Annotated in this window: 19 protein-coding genes; 5 read left to right on the forward strand and 14 right to left on the reverse strand. The window is 66.3% G+C overall.

The genetic code is table 11. The features are described from left to right. Nucleotides 1-18: 18 nt before the first annotated feature. The 8 genes from WKW77_RS07015 to WKW77_RS07050 form a co-directional block, all read right to left on the reverse strand. Nucleotides 19-690: a dienelactone hydrolase family protein gene (locus WKW77_RS07015; protein WP_340356122.1), complete on the reverse strand. Its 672-nt coding sequence runs from the start codon at nucleotides 688-690 to the stop codon at nucleotides 19-21. Nucleotides 691-701: 11 nt separating this feature from the next. Further along, the gene (locus WKW77_RS07020) at nucleotides 702-2681 is read right to left on the reverse strand and encodes an erythromycin esterase family protein (RefSeq protein ID WP_340356123.1); all 1980 of its coding nucleotides are present in this window, start codon (nucleotides 2679-2681) and stop codon (nucleotides 702-704) included. Nucleotides 2682-2727: 46 nt separating this feature from the next. Continuing rightward, nucleotides 2728-5073 (reverse strand): endopeptidase La, encoded by a 2346-nt coding sequence (gene lon, locus WKW77_RS07025; protein WP_340356124.1) that lies wholly within the window; start codon nucleotides 5071-5073, stop codon nucleotides 2728-2730. A gap of 33 nt (nucleotides 5074-5106) precedes the next feature. Then, nucleotides 5107-5574, reverse strand: a complete 468-nt coding sequence (locus tag WKW77_RS07030; RefSeq protein ID WP_340356125.1) for a host attachment protein — start codon at nucleotides 5572-5574, stop codon at nucleotides 5107-5109. A gap of 33 nt (nucleotides 5575-5607) precedes the next feature. Further along, nucleotides 5608-5835, reverse strand: coding sequence for a hypothetical protein (locus tag WKW77_RS07035; RefSeq protein WP_340356126.1), 228 nt, complete (start codon nucleotides 5833-5835; stop codon nucleotides 5608-5610). Between the two features lie 94 nt (nucleotides 5836-5929). Then, nucleotides 5930-6139: a hypothetical protein gene (locus WKW77_RS07040; protein ID WP_340356127.1), complete on the reverse strand. Its 210-nt coding sequence runs from the start codon at nucleotides 6137-6139 to the stop codon at nucleotides 5930-5932. A 177-nt stretch (nucleotides 6140-6316) separates the two neighbouring features. After that, nucleotides 6317-6544, reverse strand: a complete 228-nt coding sequence (locus WKW77_RS07045) for a hypothetical protein (protein WP_340356128.1) — start codon at nucleotides 6542-6544, stop codon at nucleotides 6317-6319. Between the two features lie 10 nt (nucleotides 6545-6554). After that, nucleotides 6555-6857 carry a chemotaxis protein CheB gene (locus WKW77_RS07050; protein WP_340356129.1) on the reverse strand — a complete coding sequence of 101 codons (303 nt, stop codon included), beginning with the start codon at nucleotides 6855-6857 and terminating at the stop codon, nucleotides 6555-6557. Nucleotides 6858-7041: 184 nt separating this feature from the next. Between WKW77_RS07050 and WKW77_RS07055 the strand changes: the two genes are divergently transcribed. Continuing rightward, nucleotides 7042-9885: an AMP-binding protein gene (locus tag WKW77_RS07055; RefSeq protein WP_340356130.1), complete on the forward strand. Its 2844-nt coding sequence runs from the start codon at nucleotides 7042-7044 to the stop codon at nucleotides 9883-9885. Nucleotides 9886-9933: 48 nt separating this feature from the next. Here WKW77_RS07055 and ppsA read toward each other — a convergent pair whose 3' ends face one another. Further along, the gene (ppsA, locus tag WKW77_RS07060; RefSeq protein WP_340356131.1) at nucleotides 9934-12363 is read right to left on the reverse strand and encodes a phosphoenolpyruvate synthase; all 2430 of its coding nucleotides are present in this window, start codon (nucleotides 12361-12363) and stop codon (nucleotides 9934-9936) included. 30 nt (nucleotides 12364-12393) lie between these two features. Continuing rightward, nucleotides 12394-14067, reverse strand: a complete 1674-nt coding sequence (locus WKW77_RS07065; protein WP_340356132.1) for an AMP-binding protein — start codon at nucleotides 14065-14067, stop codon at nucleotides 12394-12396. A gap of 375 nt (nucleotides 14068-14442) precedes the next feature. Here WKW77_RS07065 and WKW77_RS07070 point away from each other — a divergent pair, with 375 nt between their 5' ends. Continuing rightward, complete coding sequence (locus WKW77_RS07070) at nucleotides 14443-14619, forward strand: DUF3563 family protein (RefSeq protein WP_340356133.1); 177 nt, start codon at nucleotides 14443-14445, stop codon at nucleotides 14617-14619. 509 nt (nucleotides 14620-15128) lie between these two features. Here WKW77_RS07070 and WKW77_RS07075 read toward each other — a convergent pair. After that, nucleotides 15129-16634 carry a M48 family metalloprotease gene (locus WKW77_RS07075; RefSeq protein ID WP_340356134.1) on the reverse strand — a complete coding sequence of 502 codons (1506 nt, stop codon included), beginning with the start codon at nucleotides 16632-16634 and terminating at the stop codon, nucleotides 15129-15131. Nucleotides 16635-16752: 118 nt separating this feature from the next. Between WKW77_RS07075 and WKW77_RS07080 the strand changes: the two genes are divergently transcribed. Further along, on the forward strand, nucleotides 16753-17613 hold the full coding sequence (locus tag WKW77_RS07080; RefSeq protein ID WP_340356135.1) for an ion transporter: 861 nt from the start codon (nucleotides 16753-16755) through the stop codon (nucleotides 17611-17613). 198 nt (nucleotides 17614-17811) lie between these two features. Here WKW77_RS07080 and WKW77_RS07085 read toward each other — a convergent pair whose 3' ends face one another. Beyond that, nucleotides 17812-18717 carry a hypothetical protein gene (locus WKW77_RS07085; protein WP_340356136.1) on the reverse strand — a complete coding sequence of 302 codons (906 nt, stop codon included), beginning with the start codon at nucleotides 18715-18717 and terminating at the stop codon, nucleotides 17812-17814. A 337-nt stretch (nucleotides 18718-19054) separates the two neighbouring features. On the opposite strand from WKW77_RS07085, the gene WKW77_RS07090 reads away from it, so the two are divergent. Continuing rightward, nucleotides 19055-19348: an alpha/beta hydrolase gene (locus WKW77_RS07090; protein ID WP_340356137.1), complete on the forward strand. Its 294-nt coding sequence runs from the start codon at nucleotides 19055-19057 to the stop codon at nucleotides 19346-19348. A 35-nt stretch (nucleotides 19349-19383) separates the two neighbouring features. Next, nucleotides 19384-20094 carry a gamma-glutamylcyclotransferase gene (locus tag WKW77_RS07095; RefSeq protein WP_340356138.1) on the forward strand — a complete coding sequence of 237 codons (711 nt, stop codon included), beginning with the start codon at nucleotides 19384-19386 and terminating at the stop codon, nucleotides 20092-20094. Between the two features lie 3 nt (nucleotides 20095-20097). Here the strand turns inward: WKW77_RS07095 and WKW77_RS07100 are convergent, their stop codons facing one another. Next, nucleotides 20098-21009, reverse strand: coding sequence for a LysR family transcriptional regulator (locus tag WKW77_RS07100; protein WP_340356139.1), 912 nt, complete (start codon nucleotides 21007-21009; stop codon nucleotides 20098-20100). A 50-nt stretch (nucleotides 21010-21059) separates the two neighbouring features. Further along, entirely contained in the window at nucleotides 21060-21848 is a 789-nt protein-coding gene (locus WKW77_RS07105) for an enoyl-CoA hydratase/isomerase family protein (protein WP_340356140.1), read from the reverse strand. Nucleotides 21849-21865 lie beyond the last annotated feature (17 nt).

Here is a 21865-nt window from a genome sequence, read left to right on the forward strand (position 1 = left end):
CCTGAAGGGACTGGCGAGCTATCGCCCGAATGCCGTGCCCGGAGCGGTTCCGAGTGCCGAGGCGGGCCCGAGATACTCGACGAACCACGCGCACGCCAAGCCGGCCACGGTCTGCAGCGCGCCAGCCTCTTCGAAGAGATGGGTGGCGCGCGGAACGATCTCCAGGCGCTTCACGCAGTGCAGCGCCTGGAGCGCGGTCCGGTTCATCGCGAGGACCTCGCGGTCCTCGCCGCCCACGATCAGCAGCGTCGCAGCACGGACCTTGCCGAGTTCTTCGATGGCGACGTCCGGACGTCCTCCGCGGGAGACGACGGCTTGCACCGCCTGCGGCCGCCGGGCCGCGGCGACCAGCGCTGCAGCGGCGCCGGTGCTGGCACCGAACAAGCCGACGGGCTGTTGTGCGGCCGGACTCGAAGCCAGAGCGTCCAGTGCCTCCAGCACGCGCTGCGACAGGAGGGGAATGTCGAAGACGTTGGCGCGGACCTCTGCTTCCTGCGGCGTGAGCAGGTCGAACAGCAGCGTGCCCAATCCGCGGTTCTGAAGCGCGCCTGCCACCTGGAGGTTGCGCCGGCTGCGCCTGCTGCTTCCACTGCCGTGCGCGAACACGACAATGCCGCGGGGCGAATTCGGCAGAGAAAGCTCTCCTTCGAGACGGTGGCGACCGATGGACATCGAGATCGGTTCTGTCATGGCATGCCCCATCAAACGCCGAAGGGATAGGTTTCGGGAAACCCCTCGATGGTTCCCGTCGGCAGCGGCGTCACCGCGCTTGTCTGGTCGAACCAGATGTATTCGTCGAACTGGCGCGGCAAGAGGGCCTGGAAGTAATGGCTCTGCAATTCCGTCGCGGGTCGGTAGAGCACGCCGATCGCTCGCTCGAGCCGCCCAGTCGACAGGTCCGCGAGCACCTCGCCCGGCACAGGGCTGCGCAGCGGAAGGACGAAATTCGCAACCGCAGTCTCGTGAAACAGTCTTTCGTAGCTGCCCGGGAGCGAAGGGCGGATCGTCTTGACCTCCATCGGACCGTCCCAATCGGAGGCCGCGGCGACAGTGCCGCCGTGGGTGCCGAAACCGACGAGACAGGCGCCGCAGCCGAACTCGACCCGGCAGAGCTGGCCGATGTTGTGTTCCCCTCGGTGCGACATTTCCGTCGCTCGCGCATCGCCGACGTGCGAGTTGTGTGCCCAGACGATGGCCTTGCTGTCGGGTCCGTGATGGGCGAGCAGCATCTTCAGCGTGTCGAACATGTGGCTGTCCCTCAGGTTCCAGGATGCGCGCGATCCGTAGTACATGGTTCGGTAGTAGCGTTCGGCGTTGGCCACCAGGCGCGCGTTCTGCGCCGCGTCGAGGAAGCGCTCCCCATCGCGCTCGGCATAGTGCTGCTGTTTGCGCAGCAGTTCGCCGAGCATCGAGACCACTTCGTGCTCGCAGCTGTGGTACTGCGCATTGAGCGCGGCATAGCCGTAGTTGGCCGGGTCGGATTGCCATGGCGTGAGGCAGCCATAGCGCCGACGCGCGATGCTGGCGGTCGGCGGGTCTACGTCATCCAGGTAGCCGACCACTGCATGAATCGAGTTGTAGAGGCTGTAGAGATCGAGTCCATGGAAGGCCACCCGGTCGCGCTCCGCGAGCGTGGCGTTGTGTCCGCGCAGCCACTCGACGAACGCACGAACCTCCTCGTTGCGCCACATCCAGACCGGAAAGCGCGCGAAGGCGGTCCACGTCGACGGGCGATGCGGGCCGTGGCGCACATAGCGGTCGATCCGTGCGGTGTCGGGCCAATCCCCTTCGATGGCGACGAAGCGGAAGTTCTTGCGCTCGATGAGAGCGCGCGAGATGCGCGCCCGCATGCGGTAGAACTCGGAACTACCGTGTGTCGCCTCGCCGAGCAACACCACGCGGGCGTCGCCGATCCGGGCCAGCAACGGTTCGAGATCGGCGGCGTCGACGTTTGCGAAGCGCTCGCAAGCGTGTGCAATGCCCTGCTGCAACGTTGCCCCCGGCGCCCGGCGCGCATCGTCGCGTGCCCGGATCCGGATCCTGTCGACATCGAGCGGCGACACGCGGATGTCGGCGATGTCCTCGACCGCGTATTCTTCGGGCCCCATGCGCGTCACGCGGACCAGCTCCCGAACGGCCGGGTCCTTCCCCACCGACACCACCATGCGTCCGCCGATGGCAAGTTGCGGCTTCAGTTCCCCGACGATGTCGGCACCGTCGGGATGCACGAGGATGGCGTCGTAGGGCCCCTGCTCCGGCAGGCCCCGGTTGGCATCGCCATGCACGATCTGCACGTGCGGGCAATGCAGGCGCCGCAGCAAGGCGGCCGCCTTCGCGGCAGTGGCGCCATCCCGCTCGACGCTGTGGACCTTGGATGCCAGTCGCGCCAACAACGCCGTCGCGTACCCCGTGCCAGTGCCGATCTCCAACACCCGGGCCTGAGCATCGAGCGCCAGGGCCTCGGCCATGATCGCGAGGAGGTAGGGCTGGGGGATGGTTGCGTGGGCATCGATCCGGAGCGCCGCGTCCTCGTAGGCAAACTCGCGCAGATGTTCCGGCACGAAGTCCTCGCGAGGCAGGGTGCGCATTGCATCCAGGACCGCGCCAGCGTGCACGCCACGCCCCGCGATCTGGTCATCCACCATGGCGGCACGAAGTCGCTCGTAGTCGGTTGGCAGCATGGCATCTTCCTCGAAGCAACTGTCGCGGGCTCGGCATGCGCGTCGATCAAGGCTCGGTGCGCGGCTCCGGATCGAGCGCGGCGGCGACGGCATCGTCGACCGTATCGATGGCCACGAAGCGCATGGACGCCCGTACGCTTTCGGGCACGTCCGTCAGGTCCCTGAGGTTGCGCGACGGAAGCAGCACCGCCGACAGGCCGGCGCGCTGGGCCGCGAGCACCTTTTCCTTGATCCCGCCGACGGGCAGCACGAGCCCGCGCAAGCTGATCTCGCCGGTCATCGCGACGTCGTGGCGCACTTTCCGCTCGGAAAAAAGGGAAGCCAGCGCGATGAACATCGCGACCCCGGCGCTGGGGCCATCCTTCGGCACCGCGCCCGCCGGAATGTGCAAGTGCACGTCGCTCGCGTCGAACACGCCGGCAGCGATGCGCAGTGCCGCAGCCCGGGTCTTCACCAACGTGAATGCGGCCTGCGCGCTCTCCTTCATGACATCGCCGAGCTGCCCCGTCAGATGCAGTTTTCCGGTGCCGGGCATGCGTGCGGCTTCGATGAAGAGGATGTCGCCGCCGACGGGGGTCCATGCGAGGCCCGTGGCGACGCCCGTGAGGCTGATGCGAAGTGCGGCCTCGCGCTCGAACCGGGCCGGGCCGAGCACCGCGTCCAGTTCGGTGGCATCCACCCGAACGATCGGCGCGGTGCCTTCGGCCACCTGCATCGCGGCATGACGCATGACCCGGCCGATCTCGCGTTCGAGCTGGCGCACGCCCGCTTCGCGCGTCCGGTTCGCGATGATGTCCGCGAGCGCCGCGTCGGTCAGCATGCACTGGTCCTCCTTCAGCCCATTGGCGGCACGCTGACGAGGCACGAGGTAGCGGCGCGCGATGCCGAGCTTTTCCTCTTGCGAGTAGCCGGGCAGCTCGATGAGCTCCATGCGGTCGCGCACCGGCGCGGGAACGTTGTCGATCACGTTTGCGGTCGCGATGAAGACCACCCGGCTCAGGTCGAACGGTATGCCCAGGTAGTTGTCGCGGAAGCTGTTGTTCTGCTCGGGGTCCAGCACCTCGAGCAGCGCGGCCGACGGATCTCCCTGCGCACTTGCGCTGAGCTTGTCGACCTCGTCGAGCATCATCACTGCGTCGCGCGCACCCGCCCGGCGCAGGCCTTGCAGGATGTTGCCGGGCAGCGCGCCGATGTAGGTTCGGCGATGGCCCCGGATCTCCGCCTCGTCATGCACGCCCCCCAGTGCGACGCGGACGAAGGGCCGCTGGAGGGCACGGGCGATGCTCTGACCCAGCGAGGTCTTCCCCACGCCCGGGGGCCCCGCAAAGCACAGGATGGGCGCGCGCCCCTCGGGATTCAGCTTGCGCACGGCAAGGAACTCGAGCACCCGCTTCTTCACGCTTTCCAGTCCGAAGTGGTCGGCCTCCAGGGTCGCGCGCGCGGCAGCCAGATCGAGCGGCACGACCACCGGGCTCTTCCACGGCAACTCGACCATCCATTCGAGATACGTGCGCAACATCGCGTATTCGCCGGTGGCATCGGACATGGCGCGCAGCCGCTGGAGTTCCTTGCGCGCATGTGCCTCGGCATCGGCAGGCATGCCTGCCTTGGCGATGGCGTCCTCGACGCGGCGCAGTTCCTCCGCGTTGGCATCATCCTCGCCGAGTTCGTGGCGGATAGTCTCCATCTGCTGGCGCAGGAGGAATTTGCGCTGCGTGTCGCTGATCTGCTCCTTGGTACGTTCGCCGATCTCGTGGGACAGGCGCACCACCTCGAGACGATGGGACAACAGCTTGAGGAGCTTCTCCACGCGAGGCACCGTCGCCACCATCTCCAGCAGTTCCTGCTTCTCGTTCACATCGACGTCGATCACGCCAGCCACGATGTCGGAGAGGGCCGAGGGCCCGCGGGTCGTTTGCAGCGCCTGCACGAGTTCCGACGGCACGCTGGGCAGCAGGGACAGCAACTCGATGGCGCGATCGCGCAACTGGATTTCAAGCGCTTCGCTCTGCGGGGAGGTATCGGCGTCCAGCTCGATCGGGACGATCTTCGCCGCGAGAAAAGGGTACTCGCCAACCGGTTCGATCAGCCGAAAGCGCTGGATGCCCCGGCACACCGCATGGTGCTGTCCCTGTTCGGGTTCGACGTGGTGAACGATTCGCGCGAGGGTGCCGACGGCGTGCAGCGAATCGAAGGAGGGGGTCTCCTCGAGCGGATCCTTCTGCAGCACGACGCCCACCGGGATTTCGCCTTCCAGCGCATGCCGCAGCGCGGCGATCGAAGAATCCCGGCCGACACTGATCGCGGTCAGCGCATGCGGAAAGAGTACGAAGTTCCGCATCGGAATCAGCGCCACGACGCCGGACGGCAGACGGGACTCGGAGCCTGTCATGATCCACTCGCTGCTGAATGGATGAGGGCGTTTTCAGGCGGCTCCGCGCGAGCTCGAATGGCCAGCGGCACCGGCGAGTTCGAGGCGTTGTGCGATCTCGGCTGCGCTCAGGCCGGTGAAATCGTTGTTGAGCGCCACGGCAACCCGGTCGTTGACGCCTTCGCTCAGGAAATGCCTGATCTCGCCAAGAAAGGGCTTCGCGGCCAGAAGGACCAGCGAGTCGAATTCATGGTTGGCAAGCGCTTTGTCCAGTCGATCGGCGAGCGCGCGGGCGAAGATCTGGTGCTCCTTGCGGCGAGGATCGGAACGCGCCGCGAAGCGATCGTCATGGTGGTCTCGCACTCCGGGTTCGGGACCGGCGGTCTCTGCCAGTTCCTTGGCGTGCATGCGGCTCTGTGTATGTGCCATGTCCTCGACCGGCTCCAAGCCGCCATTGGCGCCGTCGCGCCGAAAGATGCGGGCGAGCGACGCGTTGGCCACCACGACCCATTGGTTCTTCATGGATGCCTCCTGCAAATGAAAAGGGAGTGGCGCTCAGCGCCGTGCGATCAGGATTCCGGCGATCAGACCTGCGAAGGCCATCGCGGCCATGGCGGTATAGGGGTGCTGACGCATGCCTTCGTCTGCCGTGCGCATCACGTCCCGCGCCGTGCTCGCGGCTTTGGCGCGTCGCAGGCCGCCGAGATCGTCGAGCACACGGCCCCATCTTCCCTTGGCGCATGTCACGCTTGCATCGGCGCCGTGGGTTGTTTCGTCGCTCATGGTTGCTGTCCTTTCTTGGCAGTCAAGGGATCAGTCCATGTTAGGCAACGGCCTCGCGCGCGGATTGATGCGCGTCAAATATTCGCAGACCGCTTCAATGAGGCATCTGGGCGCGGACGTCGGGCCATGCGACTTCCACGCCGATCATGGCCCGGGCATAGAAGTAGTTGAGGCGTCCGCGCTCCGTGAGCGAGTCGAGATCGACATGGCCCAAGTCATCGCATGGAAAGCTGTAGGAGCGGCGGTCTGCAAGGAGGGCGTCGAAGCGGAGTTCATATGCACCGGCAGCAATCGAGTTGGCCATTTGAATCTCCTCATTGAGTGATCCTGTGAAATCACTCTGGCCCTGGCTCGTTGCGAGGCCATCAATGGTGCGAAACCGAAAGCAACACTGAGTGAACGGACGGTATCTGCCGAGGAGGTGGCTGGCCGGTCCGGATCTCGACGATGGTGTTCGAAGCGCCGCGAGCGCATTCCCCGTTCAGCGTTTGCAGATGATCTCGGGCCAAAGAACGCCTCCATCCGGGCTGTAGTGCCAGATGATCTTCTTGACCTTGGCCCTGCCCTTGAAGGCATCGTCAAGGTTGGCGTCTTGCGGAACCACGACCGTCTGCCCGATTTCAGGCAGAGGACCAAGGTATGGATGGTGGGAAGTGCCCACCTGCAGTTCGAGTGGCGGCAGGGATGCCGAATGAATCGTGAGTCGCATCGTGTTGCTCCTACCAAACCGTTGGGATCAATCTCGCCGCTTCGCGGTGGCGGACGGTACAGCTATGTTCCTCGGTCGCGGGGGGTGCCGCGTAAACAAAACCTGGCTCGATGAGTTCGAAGTCGAGCGGGTGCACCGCGCGCAAGGTGCCGGCCCTGGAGAGAATCTCAGGCAGGAACCAAGGACCGCTCGGCGCCGTATGTTGAACCACCAGGATCGCTGCAGGTACTCTGGACGGCAACGCCCTCATCAATTCGGTCAAAGCGGAAATGCCGTTGAACGACGCGCCGATGACAATGATGCGACCCTGCATATAGAGCACTCCGATAAAGCACTGCGATAGCGCCCACGAAGGCACCATATACGTGGGTGCCGGCAACGCGCTTGCGATCGATCAATTGGGGCGCCTGCTCATCGCATCGTCGCCGGCCGTGCGGCGGGGCATCCATTGCGCTCTGTCAAGTGACAGCTGAGGCGCGGCTCCTATATTGACCCGCATGGAACGCTCAGGTCCGGCCGCATCGCAGCAGCTGTCGAACGGGCCGCAGGGTCTGTTGGACCTGATCGGCCGGATGCTCGGCGAGCTGCGCGCCGGAGCAGCCGTGCCCGTGGAGCTGGACGACGAGTTGGAGCGACGGCTCGGCATCGACAGCCTCGCGAGGATGGAGTTGATGCTGCGCCTGGAACAGGCCTACGACGTGCGCATGCCCGAGCACGAGGTTCAGCAGGCACGTACGCCGCGCGACCTGTGGCGGGCGTTGGCAGCCGCCACGCCGCGCGAGGGCATGACGCTTGCAACGCCGTCACCGCGTGCACCTGCGCCGCATTCGGGCTCGGGTCGCGTTGCGGCCCATGCGCAAACGCTGGTCGAGGTACTCGAAGCGCATGCCCGCGACGCGCCCGAACGCCCGCACATCACATTGCTCGGCGAGGGCGCGCCGACCACCCGCACGCATGGCGAACTGCTGCAGCGCGCAAGCGCGGTCGCTGCGGCGTTGCAGGCAGAGGGGTTGAGGCCCGGCCAGAGCGTTGCGCTGATGCTGCCGACAGGGCTGGCCTTCTTCGAGGCCTTCGCCGGCATCCTCATCGCTGGCGGCGTGCCGGTGCCGATCTATCCGCCCTTCCGCGCCTCGGCCTTCGAGGACCATTTGCTGCGCCAGGCCCGCATCCTGGACAACGCGCAAGCCGTGCTGCTCATCGGCGACGATCGAACCCGGGCGGCCGCCAGCATGCTGCGCTTGGCGGCGCCCGGCGTGCGCCGCGTGCTGGCGGTGGAGACGCTGACGACCGGGGCCGGCGCGCCGCAGCCGGCGCCGCGCGGGCCCTTGGATACCGCGCTGCTGCAGTACACCTCGGGCAGCACGGGGCAGCCCAAAGGTGTCGTGCTCACGCATGCGAACCTGTTGGCCAACATCCGCGCGATGGGGACGGTGCTCGAGGTCGACGCGCAGGACGTGTTCGTGAGCTGGCTGCCGCTGTACCACGACATGGGCCTGATCGGCGCCTGGATGGGCAGCCTCTATCACGGCATACCGCTGGTCGTGATGCCTCCGCAGGACTTCCTTTCCCGGCCCTCGCGGTGGCTGCGGGCACTGCACGAACATGGGGGCACGCTTTCGGCGGCGCCGAACTTCGCTTACGAGATCCTCGCCACCAAGGTGCCGGACGACGAACTGCAAGGATTGGACTTGCACCGGTGGCGCCTCGCGATCAACGGCGCCGAGCCGGTCCATGCGCAGACGCTGCAGCGCTTCGCCCGGCGCTTCGCCGCGCACGGCTTCGACGAGCGCGCCATGATGCCTGTCTACGGCCTGGCCGAAAGTGCGGTGGGCCTGGCATTCCGGCCGTTGCTGCAAGCCCCGCGCATCGATTGCATTGACCGGCACCTGCTGCACCGCGCCGGCAGAGCCGAAGTGGTGCCGTGCGACGCGCCGCAGGCGACGCGTGTGGTGGCTTGCGGTCTGCCGCTGCCCGGGCATGAAATCCGCGTCGTCGACGAGGCGGGCGCAGAAGTTCCGGAGCGCGTCGAGGGGCGCATCGAGTTTCGCGGTCCGTCGGCCACCGGCGGCTACTTCCGCAACCCCGAGGCCACTCGGGCGCTCTTCGACGGCCCGTGGCTGGACACAGGCGATGTCGGCTATGTGGTGCAGGGCGAGATTCACCTCACCAGCCGTGCCAAGGACCTGATCATCCGCGGCGGCCACAACCTTCATCCCTACGAGCTGGAAGAGGCGATCGGTGCGCTCGCGGGCGTGCGGCGCGGCTGCGTCGCGGTGTTTGCGGCGGCCGACCCGGCCAGCGCGTCCGAGCGCGTGGTCGTGCTGGCCGAAACGCGCGAGACCGAGCCCGCCGCCAAGGCGGCGTTGCGCGAGCGTATCGGCGAGCTGGCGGTCGCCTTGCTCGGCGTGCCGGCCGACGACATCGTGCTGGCCGGCCCGCACGTGGTGCCCAAGACCTCCAGCGGCAAGATTCGGCGCGTGGCGTGCCGAGAGCTGTACGAGCACGGCCTGCTCGATGCGCCGGCGCGCTCGATGACCCTGCAGCTCGCGCGGCTCTCGCTGGGCGCAGCGGCAAGGCGCGTGCGCGCGCCGCTGGAGCGGGTCGCGCAGGCCGTGGTGGCGATCTGGTGGTGGACGCTGTTCGGCCTGGGCGCGATGTGCGGCGTAGCCGTGGCGGCGCTGCCATCGCTGCCTTGGCGCAAGCGTGCGGCGCGTGCCATCGCCCGGGGCATGCTCTGGGCCTCGGGCCTGCCCCTTCGCGTCGAGGGCGGCCCGCGCGTGCCTGCCGGTCCGATGGTGGTGGTGGCCAACCATGCGAGCTACCTCGACTGGCTGGTGCTGACGGCGCAGCTGCCGGCGACGGTTCGCATTGTCGCCAAGCAGGAACTTGCCAGCCATGCGTTGCTGCGCTGGGTGCTCGAGCGCGTCGGCACCCGCTTCGTGGCCCGCGGCGATCCGCGCCGCGGGGTGGAGGACACGCGCGTGCTCGTGCAGGCGGCCCGAAACGGCGAATCGCTGATGTTCTTTCCCGAAGGAACGCTCACCCGCGAGCCTGGGCTGATGCCCTTTCATATGGGCGCCTTCATGGTGAGCGCCGAGAGCGGCCTGCCGCTGCTGCCGGTAAGCCTGCGCGGCACGCGCAACGTGCTGCGCGAAGGCTCCTGGTGGCCGCGCCGCGAGGCCGTCGGCCTCGTCATCCACGAGGCACTCTCGCCGCAGGGGCACGACTGGCAGGCGGCCCTGCAACTGCGCGATGCGGCGCGCAGCGCGATCGCGGCGGACTGCGCGGAGCCGGTGCTCAGGGCAGGGGAGGGCGCAGCGGCGACTGCAGCGATGCAGTGACCCGGCGCGCGCGACTTGCGGTGCGCGTGGCCGACCGCTTCATCCCACTCACGTCCGCTCCGGCGTGCCGCGCGGCGACCGCCCGAGCCGCTGCTCGACCTCCAGCACCTCGCGCAACACCTGCAGCAACGTGTCGGGCGTGACGCTGATCGAATCGATTCCCAGCTCGACGAGCCAACGGGCCACCTCGGGATAGTCCGAGGGCGCCTGGCCGCAGATCCCGACGTGCCGTCCGTTGCGCCGGCCGCCGACGACGGCCTGTTCGATCATGGCCTTGACACCCTCGTCACGCTCGTCGAAGTCGAAGGCCACCAGCTCCGAATCGCGATCGACGCCCAGGACGAGCTGCGTCAGGTCGTTGGAGCCGATCGAGAAGCCGTCGAAGAGCCGGGAGAACGCATCGATCTGAAGCACGTTGTTCGGGATCTCGCACATCACCAGGATCTGCAGCCCGCCGACGCCGCGCTCCAGCCCCTGCGCAGCCATCGCTTGCAGCACGCGCTCCGCTTCCTGCACGCGCCGGCAGAAGGGAATCATCAGTTGCACGTTGACGAGCCCCATGTCCTCGCGCACGCGACGCATGGCCGCGCACTCGAGCGCGAATCCCCCTGCGTAGGCCGGATGCGTGTACCGCGACGCGCCGCGAAAGCCGATCATCGGGTTCTCCTCGTGCGGTTCGAACCAGCGCCCGCCCAGAAGGCTCGCGTATTCATTGGTCTTGAAGTCGGACATGCGCACGATCACCGGCCGCGGATAGAAGGCCGCTGCGATGGTGCCCACACCTTCGGCGAGCTGGTGCACGAAATAGTCCGCTGGCCGCTCGTAACCCCGCGTCAGATGGACGATGCGCTCGCGTATCGCCACATCGTCGATCTTCTCGGGGTGCAGCAGCGCCATGGGGTGGGCCTGGATGTGTTCCGCGACGATGAATTCCATGCGTGCCAGCCCCACGCCGTCGGCAGGCAGCAGGCCTGTCTGAAACGCGAGGTCGGGATTGCCGACATTCACCATGACGCGGGTTTGCGGCCGGGGGAGCCGCGCAACGTCGGTGGTGGTGGTAGACCACGACAGCGAGCCGGCATAGACATGCCCCACGGCGCCCTCGGCGCAGGAGACCGTAACCTCGTCGCCGGTGCGCAGGCGGGCGGTGGCGTTCTCGCTGCCGACCACGGCCGGGATGCCCAGTTCGCGAGCGACGATGGCGGCGTGGCAGGTGCGCCCACCGCGGTTCGTGACCACGGCGGCCGCGGACTTCATCACGGTGCCCCAGTCGGGCATGGTGCTGTCGGCCACCAGCACCTCGCCCGGGCGGAAGTCGGCGAGTTGCGAGACATCGTCGATCACCCGCACCTTGCCCGAGGCGATGCCACTGCCCACGGCTCGGCCGTTCGCCAACTTCTCGCCACGGGTCTGCAGGCGATGCTGCTCGACCAGGCCCACCGGCCGCTGCGAAGCGACGGTCTCCGGCCGGGCCTGCACGATGTAGATCTGGCCGTCCATGCCGTCCTGGGCCCACTCGATGTCCATCGGCATGGGCCTGCCGGCTTTGCGGCTGTAGTGCTCCTCGATCCGCATCGCCGCGTCGGCCAGTTCCAGCACCTGCTCGTCACCGATGCAGAAGCGCTCTCGGTCACGTGGCGAGGTCGGCACATTGCGCACGGTCTCCCGACCGGCGGCGCCGGTGGCGTAGACCATGCGCAGGTCCTTCGAACCGATCCTGCGTCGAAGCACCGTCCGATGCCCTTGAACGAAAGTCGGCTTGAAGACGTAGAACTCATCCGGATCGACCGTTCCCTGGACGACGTTTTCGCCCAAGCCCCAGGCGCCGGTGACGAGGACAACGTCGCGAAATCCGCTTTCAGTGTCGAGCGTGAACGCCACGCCGGCGGCCGCGCGATCGGAACGCACCATCTTCATCACGCCCACGGACTGGAACACCTTGAGATGATCGAGCCCGTGCTCGACCCGATAGCTCATGGCGCGATCCTTGAACAGGCTGGCAAAGCAGCGCCTCACGGTGTCGAGCAGCCTGGCCTCTCCCGAGATGTTCAGGAAGCTCTCGTGCTGGCCCGCGAAACTCGCGGTGGGCAGGTCCTCGGCCGTTGCGGAACTGCGGACGGCGAAACTCGCGTCCGCCCCGTACTGCTCCAGCAATCGCCCATGCGCAGAGGTGATCTGGTCCGCCACTTCGACAGGTAGCGTGGCGCCGTAGACGATGTCCCGCGCCCTTGCGGCGCGACGCGCCAGCTCGTCGACGTCTCGGGTGTCCAGCCCTTGGAATAGCTCGCGCAGACGCGCCCAGGCCCCGGCTTCATCGAGCGTTCGGCGAAAAGCGTCTGCGGTGACCGCGAATCCGTTGGGCACCCGCACGCCCTGGCGCGAGAGCTCGCGATACATCTCCCCGAGCGAGGCATTCTTGCCGCCGACCTGGGCGATGTCGGCCGTCCCGACATCGGCAAACCATCGAATGAATTCCATGATCGATTCTCCTGGTGCGGGCAAGCGAATTCATGGGGTCCGGAGCTGGTCCCGCAGCATGCGCCTCAGTACCTTGCCGACCGGGGACATCGGCAACTGCTCGCGGAACTCGATGTGACGCGGCTGCATGTAGGGGGCCAGGTACGCGCGGCAATGCCGGCGTAGCGCATCGGCTTCGAGTCCCGGGTCGCGCTTCACGACGAACAAGGCAACCGCTTCGCCGGACCTGGGATCGGGAACACCGACCGCGCCCACCTCCTTGACCCCGGGATGCCGGCGAACCACCTCCTCGATTTCAGCCGGGTAGGCCTTGAGGCCGGAAATCACGATGATGTCTTTTCGGCGGTCGACGAAGCTCAGTTCGCCATGCTCGTCCATTCGTCCCATGTCGCCGGTCCGCAGCCAGCCGTCGGCAGTGAATGCACCGGCCGTTTCCTCGGGCGCGCGCCAATAGCCGGGCATGACCTGGGGTCCGCGCACGCAGATCTCGCCAAGGATCCCAGGGGCCACTGGCCGCTGGGCGTCGTCGAGGATCGCCACCTCGGTCCTTGGGAGCGGCCAGCCGAGCGTGCCGCTGAATCCTGCGCTGTCCGCCGGGTTGGCGCTGACGATGGGCGCGGCTTCGGTCAAGCCGTAGCCTTCGACGATCGGCACACCGGTGGCAGCCTGCCAACGCTCCGCCACCTCACGCTGCATGGCCATGCCGCCGGCCACGGCCAGCTTCAGGTTGCCACGGTTGGCAGCGCAGGCGGCGTCGAAGCCAGGCGCGTCCAGCAGCGCCCGGAACAGCGTGTTGACCCCGGTGATCGCAGTGAACCGGTTCTTGCGCAGTTGCGCGACGAAGCTGGCGAGGTCACGCGGATCGGGGATGAGAAGGTTCTTGCCGCCCAACTTGAGGAACACCAGGAGGTTGGCCGTCAGCGCGAACAAATGATCGAGGGGCAGGGCAGTGACAACTGTTTCTTCGCCTTCTTCAAGCCGGCTGCCAATCCAGGCCGCGGTCTGTTGGACGTTGGCCACCATGTTTGCGTGGGTCAGCATCGCACCCTTGGGGCGTCCGGTGGTACCGCCGGTGTACTGGATGAACGCGAGATCGCGGCCCGTCAGCGCCGCGTCCGCCGGCAAGTACAGGGCGCCTTCCTCGATCGCCCGCTCGAAGCGCCTGGCGCTGGGCAGATTCCAGGCCGGCACCTTGCGCCCGAGGCGCCTCACGGCGAAGTTCACCAGCTCCCTGCGCGGATGAGGGAACAGGTCGCCGACCTGGGTCACGATCACGTTGCGCACCGGCGTTCCCGGGAGCGCCTGCAGCAGCGTGTGCATGAAGTTTTCCAGCACGACGATGGTGTCCGCCCCCGCATCGGCCAGCTGGAACTCGAGCTCCGGCGCGGTGTACAGCGGGCTGACGTTGACCACCGTCATGCCGGCCCGCAGCGCGCCCAGGATGGCCACTGGCGTCTGCAGGATGTTGGGCAGCATTACCGCGACGCGATCGCCCTTGTTGAGCCTCAGCACGTTCTGCAGATAGCCGGCGAAGGCCGCGGTCAACTGCTCGAACTGGTGGAAGCTGATGGTCACGCCCATGGAGGCGAAAGCTGGCTTGTCGGCGAAGCGTCGGCAACTATCCTCCAACAACGCGGCGAGCGAGCGGTACGCATTCACGTCGACGTTGGCAGGCGGAGGCGCTGCGTACTCAAGTTGCTTCATGGAAAGGCTCGATCGCCACGGTCCGCCTATTTCAGACCTTGACTACTCGCCGTTCTTTGCGCCAGCGCAAGCCCGGCGCGGTTGCTGCGCCTCAGAGGCAAAGACCGGAAACAGTAGAAGCAGCGCTTCGTTTTTTGGTGCGCTGGGCCTAGTTAGATCCGGGCTCGCAAGTTGCAGGCTGCCAAGCACCTGCGCGAGAACCGGCCCGCAAGGACTTTCCGGGCACGGTGTTGCCGAACCCAGGGACATCCAAGGAGATAGTCAAGGCAGGGGATGGGCCCTCGCTATAGAAGATCCGCCTTCGGCGTTGCGCGTACTGGAGAAACCGCGCCTATCCTGCGCCGCCTAGGGTAAACCCTTATAATCGATCCCACCATGAAGAAGATTTTGCAAAGCGCCATGGCCGCGCTTAAGAGCCAGTTCAACGCCCAGCCCAGCTTCGAAGAGACTTACCTTGGCGGCGCGGTCGACATCTATGACCTCGAACGCCGCATGAGGCATCTCGACCAGCGAACAACTCAACGTCCGTTCCATCTGCAGCACTCCATATGAGTGCGTCGGCCGATGGGCCGTAGTGAACAGAAAGCCTCGCGGTGCTTGCCGACGGGGGTTTCTTCTTGGCAGGTTTCCGGGGCTATCGGCGCTCTCGGTGGCCGAACTATCCTACGACTACGCCTCGCAAGGAGGCGAAAGGGTGCCGGGTATGTTGGCGGCTACGCTTCTAGGTTCGACGAATCTTGCTGTCTCGCGGGTTTTCGGACGGCTACTGCCAATCGCAGCGATCGTACATACGCCTAAATTTGACATAAGGCATATTGTATCTATTTTTCCAAACCCTTCATTAAGAAGGAAATTTAGGAGCCTTTGGGCGTAGGTGTACTGGTTCGCGCGGGCCCGATATGCGTGCCGCACGCGCTCGCGACCAGCTCTACCTTGAGCAAGGCCTTCGCCGGCCTCCTCCGTTTCGCAAGCGCATGTTGCGCAACAGTAAGTCCGTCGAATTCGCGTGAGCGAAGTTCCTGCATCGTTCGCCTTGGGTGCGGCAATGCCCGCCGGTCGGCTTACCTCACCACCTTCACCAGTTGCCCCGGCTTGGGATCGGCTCCACCACTGTAGGCGCTGTTCATCAGCTTCAGCTGCGCCTGCGCCCTCGATGCCGGCAGCGGCGATGACTTCGCCAGTTCGCCGAACCCACCACGTGGGTAAGGCACCGTCTGGATGCTCCAAGGTTTGGCTGCTGCGCGGTCCGTCGGCGACATCGGGCGAAACGAGGCCTCGGCCTCCCTTAACCCCGCCTGCGCGCGCTGACGCGCGTTGTCGTCCTTGGCCACGTACTGCAACCAGTAGTTGCGATCGCCCGGGCCGGTGACGAGCGTGAGCGCAACCGTGCGGGATTCACCTTGCTGGTTGCGAACCGTCCCGGCGAAATGCGTCGCGGCCAGGCCATGGAGCGAGCGCTGCTCGATGCGTCCGTCCGTCGGCTTGAGCACATTGCGGATCACCTCGTCGTGCGTGCCGCCGGCCTTCGGGGGTATCAGCCGCACCACCAGTCCTGCATCGCCGGCGTCATTGACGATTGCGATGGCCTCGTCGGTGTTCTGGACCTGCCAGCCTTGCGGCGCCGTGATGGCGATGCCCAGGGCCTCGTGATAGAAGTTGCGCCCCCGAACGAGGCCTTGCGCAGCACTGTCGCCGAAGCTCATGCCGGAGATGGCCTGCAGGTAGCGCGCGCGTCCATCATCAACATACCCTTCCCGGCCCTTGTATCTGGCGGCGAAGACCTTGATGTCGGCGAGCCGCTTGTCGTTGGCGGGATGCGAGGAGAGCCAGCTCGAGGCCGACGCCACCGGCTTTCCCGCAGCCTTGGCCATATCGGCGGCGAACAGCTCCTGGCTCTTCAGCGCCTGGATCACGTCCACCATGTTCTGCGGGTTGTAGCGGTTGCGCGAGAGGTACTCGGCTCCCAATTCGTCCGCTTGAGATTCCTGATCCCGGCTGTATGACGCGACATAGCCGGACGCGGCAGTCTGGGACAACTGGCTCGCCAGGTCGGTGGCGCCGCCCACCCCGCCGACCTCGAGCACGGCGCCGAGGACGGTGGCGGCAATCACGCCGATGCCCGCCGTCTGTTCGCGAGTCGCGCGCTGCGCGCCGTGGCGCGCGGCGACATGACCGATCTCGTGGCCCATCACCCCCGCCAGTTCGGCCTCGCTGTCCAGGTAGGCCATGATGCCGCGCGTGACGTAAACATAGCCGCCTGGCAACGCAAAGGCATTGATCTCCGGGCTGTCGAGCACCGTGAAGGTCCACTTCAGGTTGGCTCGATGCGATTGACTGGCAAGTCTCTGGCCCAGGTCGTTGACGTAGGCCTGCAACTTGGGGTCCGCGTAGACGCCGTATTCCTGCAGCACGCCCTCGTGGGCCTTGACGCCCTCCTGGACCTCGGCGGCCTCGTCCATCACCGAGTACTCCGTACGGCCCGTGACGGGATTGACCACCTGGGAGCCGCAGGCCAACAGCATCAACGAAGCAGCCATCAACAGCGGACGAACGGGCAGCATCCTCATCGCGAACCTCCTTTGCTGGTCCGCATGATGCATCCAGCCCTGCGCGCCGTCGACGGTCGCGCCTCGCACACCTCGGCTGGGTCAGATAGACTTTCCGGGCCCATTCAAGGAGTCGACGATGACCGAGTCGAAAACGGCCGTGCACTTCGGGCGGCCGCAGAGCGGCTGGCGCCTGCGGGCCTTCACGATCATCTTCGAGTCCGACACGCGGGCCGGCCGCAACTTCGATTTGCTGCTGATCGCGGCCATCGTTGCCAGTGTCCTCGTCGTGATCCTCGACAGCGTAGATGCACTCACCGCGTCGCACAAGACGCTGTTCGACGTGCTCGAATGGGGATTCACGCTGATCTTCACCATCGAGTATGTGCTTCGGCTCGTTTGCATTCGCCACCCGTGGCGCTATGCGACGAGCTTCTACGGCATCGTGGATCTGTTGGCTGTCGTGCCGACCTACTTCGCGTTCTTCCTGCCTCAAGCCCAGGTCCTGATCAACCTGCGCCTGCTGCGCTCGCTGCGAATCTTTCGGATTCTCAAACTAATCGAATATGTGTCCGAGTTCCGGTTCCTCGGTTCTGCCCTGAAGGCGAGCCGCCGCAAGATCACCGTCTTCATCAGCTTCGTGCTCATTACCGTGGCGATCCTGGGAAGCCTCATGTACGTCATCGAAGGCCCCAGGAACGGCTTCACCAGCATTCCGGTGTCGATCTACTGGGCCATCACCACGATCACCACGGTCGGCTTCGGCGACATCACGCCGAAGACCGACCTGGGCCGTTTCATCGCGTCGTGCATCATGCTGATGGGGTGGGGCATCCTGGCGGTTCCCACTGGCATCGTGACCTCCGAGATGACCGCCCAGCGAATGACGCGCTCATTCGCCACTCGCACGTGCCCCGGCTGCCTCGCCCAGGACCATGACACGGACGCCCTCTTCTGCAAGCACTGCGGCAAGGCGTTGCCCGCCGATCCGCGAGCTTGAGGGCAGCCGGACTCGCCCGGCTGACCGGCCGCGAACACGCCGCATTGCCGCCGGCGAGCACCACTACCTCGGCGTCGCTGCCGCGTGCGTTCAGCTGACCCACGGAGATGATCTCGTGCACGACCGACCGGTGCGTCGGGGTGTGCCTCATGAAGCAGCTTCCGCATACGGTCACTGCCGGTCACGCTGTTCGGCCTGCTACCAATCGTCGCCGCCTGAACCGCTGTCGCCGCTGTCCCAGGAAGACGCGTCCGAGATCCCGAAGTCATTGCCGCCCATATTCGGGTCCAACTCGGGTCCCAGGTCGTTGGCAAATGCGGGTGCATGGCCGCGGCTGTCACTGCTGTCGTCCCGACCGAAGCTCTGGAAGCGGTCGCTGCGATCGTCGCGCCGAGAAAAGTGGCGCACCGCTTCTTCCACGGCCATCGCGCCGAGTCCCATCGCGGCGCCCGTCGCCAAGGCGCCGCCGAGGCCCATACCGCCGGCCGGCGCCGGCTGCGGCGGCATGGGTTGACCATTGCCGTATCCCGGCACATACCCACCGCCATAGCTTGGTGCAACGGACCCGCCACTGTTCCAAGCCGGAGCCGCCGGCATGTTGCGACGCATCAGATGTCGCAACAGCAAGGCGCCCGCGCCCATCAAGGCCAAGAGAAGCATCACCTTCGGGAGAAGGCTCGGTGCCGTCGAAGCGGGCGCGACGTGGCCGTAAGCGGCCGGCGCGGCGGAAGACCTTTGTGCGGCAGGCTGCTCCAATGCACGCACGAGGCCCGCAATCGCTTCGGGCTTTGCGAACGGGAGGTCGGGTGCCAATTCCCGGGCCCTGCTGAGCTCGCTCCTGGCAGCGGCCGACCTTCCTTCTTTGGCCAGTAGCTCGGCATGGACGAAGTGCGCCTTGGCGCTGGATGGGTAATCCTTCAGCACCTTCGCAATCATTGCGTCAGCGTCGGATAGCCTGCCCGCGCTCGCGGCTTCGTAGATCTGGTGAATGGAAGGATCGCCCTTCTGGCTATAGGGGGCGCCGGACTCGGCATCTGCGAACGCAAGCGTCGGGGCGGCCAACGCGAACGTCAGCGCGAGTGCGGCGGCAAGGGGCTTTGACATCAGGAAGTCCTCTCTCCAAAAAGATGCACCACCTGCTCGCACGACATCATTCGGTCGGAGCGGAGCCTTGGATGGTCCGACGCAGTCTCCGCGCCGATCCTTAGGCGAGGCTGAACGGGAGGCCCGGACCCAAAATGGGCGACGAGCGATAAAGCGCCAGCGCACCGGCGACGACAACAATCGCGATGTGCCGTGATTGTTGCGACCTGGGCAATGCACCGATGCCGAGAAGCCGGTTTTTCTTTCTCGCGTCGCGTCTCAAACTTCGTCGTACGGATCAGCCACCCGTCGTTGGCCGGTCTGAAACCTCATCCATCCAGAGATTGAAGGAACCGGAATGAAGACCTCGAAGATCATCGCTGCAGCCGCCGTTTCCCTCCTGGCCGCGATCGGCGCGCAAGCCGAAACCTACGAGGGCGTGCAAGCGCCCGTGTCCGCCAACTCCCGCAGCGAAGTACGCGCCAAGGCCGTGGTTGTGGCGCACTCCGATGCTCCGTACGCCGAATCGGTTCCCTCTCGCGTCATCGCAACGCCTGTGGGTCTCGTCGCACGCGGCACGGTCCGCAACGATGCCGCGGCGGTGCGCGTGCAGGCGCACGCCGCTGCACACGGCCAGCAACTTCCCCTGTGAAGCCGTTGCCACAGCCGACGCGATCTCGCTCCGCCATGACGAGTGTTTCGATCCAGCCCGGCATCGAATACGCACACACTCGGGAGCGCCTCGCGACCGGCTCACTGGTCGAGTCGCTGCGCGCGAACCCGCCTGCCGGCGTTCGGTTCCGCACGGACGCCGAGATGGAAGAGACGCTCGAGGCCATTCTTCGCGGCCACGATCCTGCCTCGGATCTGCACGTCTTCGGCTACGGCTCGCTGATGTGGAACCCGGCGATGGATGCTTCGCATGCAAGCGTGGCCCACGTGCGCGGTTGGCACCGGAGCTTCTGCCTTCGCAGCCTCATCGGCCGCGGATCGCCGCAGGCTCCCGGCGCGATGCTCGGGCTCGACCGGGGCGGAGCGTGCCGCGGCCTGCTTTTCCGCATCGATGCGGCCAAGGTGCAAGCCGAGTTGCGACTGCTCTGGCGACGGGAGATGTTCCCCGGCGCCTACGATGCGCGGTGGATACCGGCAAGCACGGAAGCCGGTGCGTTCCGGGCACTCGCGTTCGTGGTCAACCGCAGGCATGAGCGCTACATCGGGAGGCATCCGGCCCCGGATGTCGCCCACCTGATCCGCACAGGACATGGAACGCTCGGGAGCTCGCGCGCCTATTTCGATTCGACGCTGGGGATGCTCGAAACGCTCGGCATCCGCGATGCCGGCATGGAGCGTCTGCGGGCCGCCGTCCTCGCAAGCGACCGCGCAGCCCCGCTCGCGTGAACCTCAAGCAAGCCGCAGGCTCTCGTGCCTGTCGAACAGCGCAATCGTCCAGTCGATGAAGACGCGCACCTTGGCGCTGAGGTAGCGGTTCGGCGCATAGAGGACATGGACCGGAATGGTGGGCGTGCACCAGTCTGCGAGCAGCGGCACGAGCTGCCCCGCCCGGATGGCCTCTCGCACGGCGTAGTCGGGCGCCTGGATGACTCCGAGCCCTGCGACCCCGGCGGCGACATACGAATTGGTGTCGTTCACCACCAGCCTGTGCTGCAGCGCCAGCTCCGTCTCATTCTTGTCGTCGAAAAAGCGGAACGTCATCGCACGGGCGCTTCGGGCGGACAGCATCCCCACGGTCGGGCGCGCTGCGAGTTCGTCCGGGCTCGATGGCGTGCCGTGGGCTTCGAGGAAGGCCGGCGAGGCACACGTGGTGAACTTGAAGCTGCCGATCCGACGGGCCACCATGAACTGCTCGCTGACTTCGCCGGCACGGATCGCGCAGTCGATCCCTTCGGCCACTACGTCGGTGCGACGGTTGCCGACGCCGAGTTCCACTTCGACATCCGGGTAGAGGCGATAGAAATCGGCGAGCGCCGGCACGATGACGGCCGCGCCGATGGCCGCCGCCGCCTCCACGCGGACCTTGCCCGAAGGCTTGCCCTGGGACAGTCGCGTGGAGGACTCGATGTCGGAGAGATCGGCCAGCAGGCGCACGACACGCTCGTAGTAGCTCGCGCCCTCGGGCGTGACTGTGACGGATCGCGTTGTCCGGTGCAGCAGTCGCACCTTCAGGTCCTCCTCGAGACTCTGGATCAGCCGGGTCACCGTGGCGTTCGGCACGTCCAGCGTGTCCGCGGCCTTGGTAAAGGTGCCGGCCTCGACCACGCGGACGAAGGCGTTCATCGCTGCGATGCGGTCCATGTCGATGACTCCTCCGATGAAGCGGAGGGCCATGATAGACCTCGCTGCTCTCAGGCTCCCTTGAAGTCGAGGACCGGCCGCGCCTTGCCGGCCTTCAGAGCATCGACTGCCGACTTGAGGCCGCGCCGGACGTCATCCGTCTCGAACAGCGGCATCGCCACGTCGAACATGGCGTCGTCCGCAGAGGCCACCCCGCCGACCGCCCAGGTGCGAAGCAATGCCTTGTGCGCGGCGTAGGCGCGCGTCGGCCCTTGAGACACCTTTCGCGCGAACGCGAGTGCCTCCTTCAGGAGATCGGCATCCGCGATCACGCGATTGACCACGCCGAAGCGCTCCATCGTTGCCGCGGGAACGCGCTCGGAGGTCATCGCCCATTCGGCAGCGCGCGAGCGTCCCGCGCGTTCCGCCACGCGGTAGATCCCGCCGAGCACGGTGACGATGCCGAGCGATTGCTCCGGATGCCCGAAGGTGGCCGACTCGCCCGCGAAAATCATGTCCCCGCGGAGGGCCAGTTCGAGCCCTCCGCCGAAGCAAAGCCCCTGCACCGCCACGATGACCGGCATGGGCAGCCGTTCGAAGCGGTTGAAGACCGACATGTAGTGCTCGAAGCGTCCGCGCAACTCGCGGACGTCGGCACCTGGCCAGTTCATGATGTCGCCGCCGAACGAGAAGTTCTCGCCCTCGCTGCGCACGAGAACGGCGCGGGCACTGCTGCGTTCGATCGCGGCAACGGCTGCAGCCAGTTCATCGACCATCTGGTCGTCGATGCGGTTCTGGGGCGGCCGGTCCAGCACGATGGTGGCCAGGGTTTCGTCGAAGTGGACTGTGAGATGGGACATGCTCTTTCCTGTCGTAT

Origin of the sequence: Variovorax ureilyticus, from assembly GCF_037889935.1 — a bacterium.
In the GTDB taxonomy this organism is placed as follows: Bacteria; Pseudomonadota; Gammaproteobacteria; order Burkholderiales; family Burkholderiaceae_C; genus Variovorax; species Variovorax ureilyticus.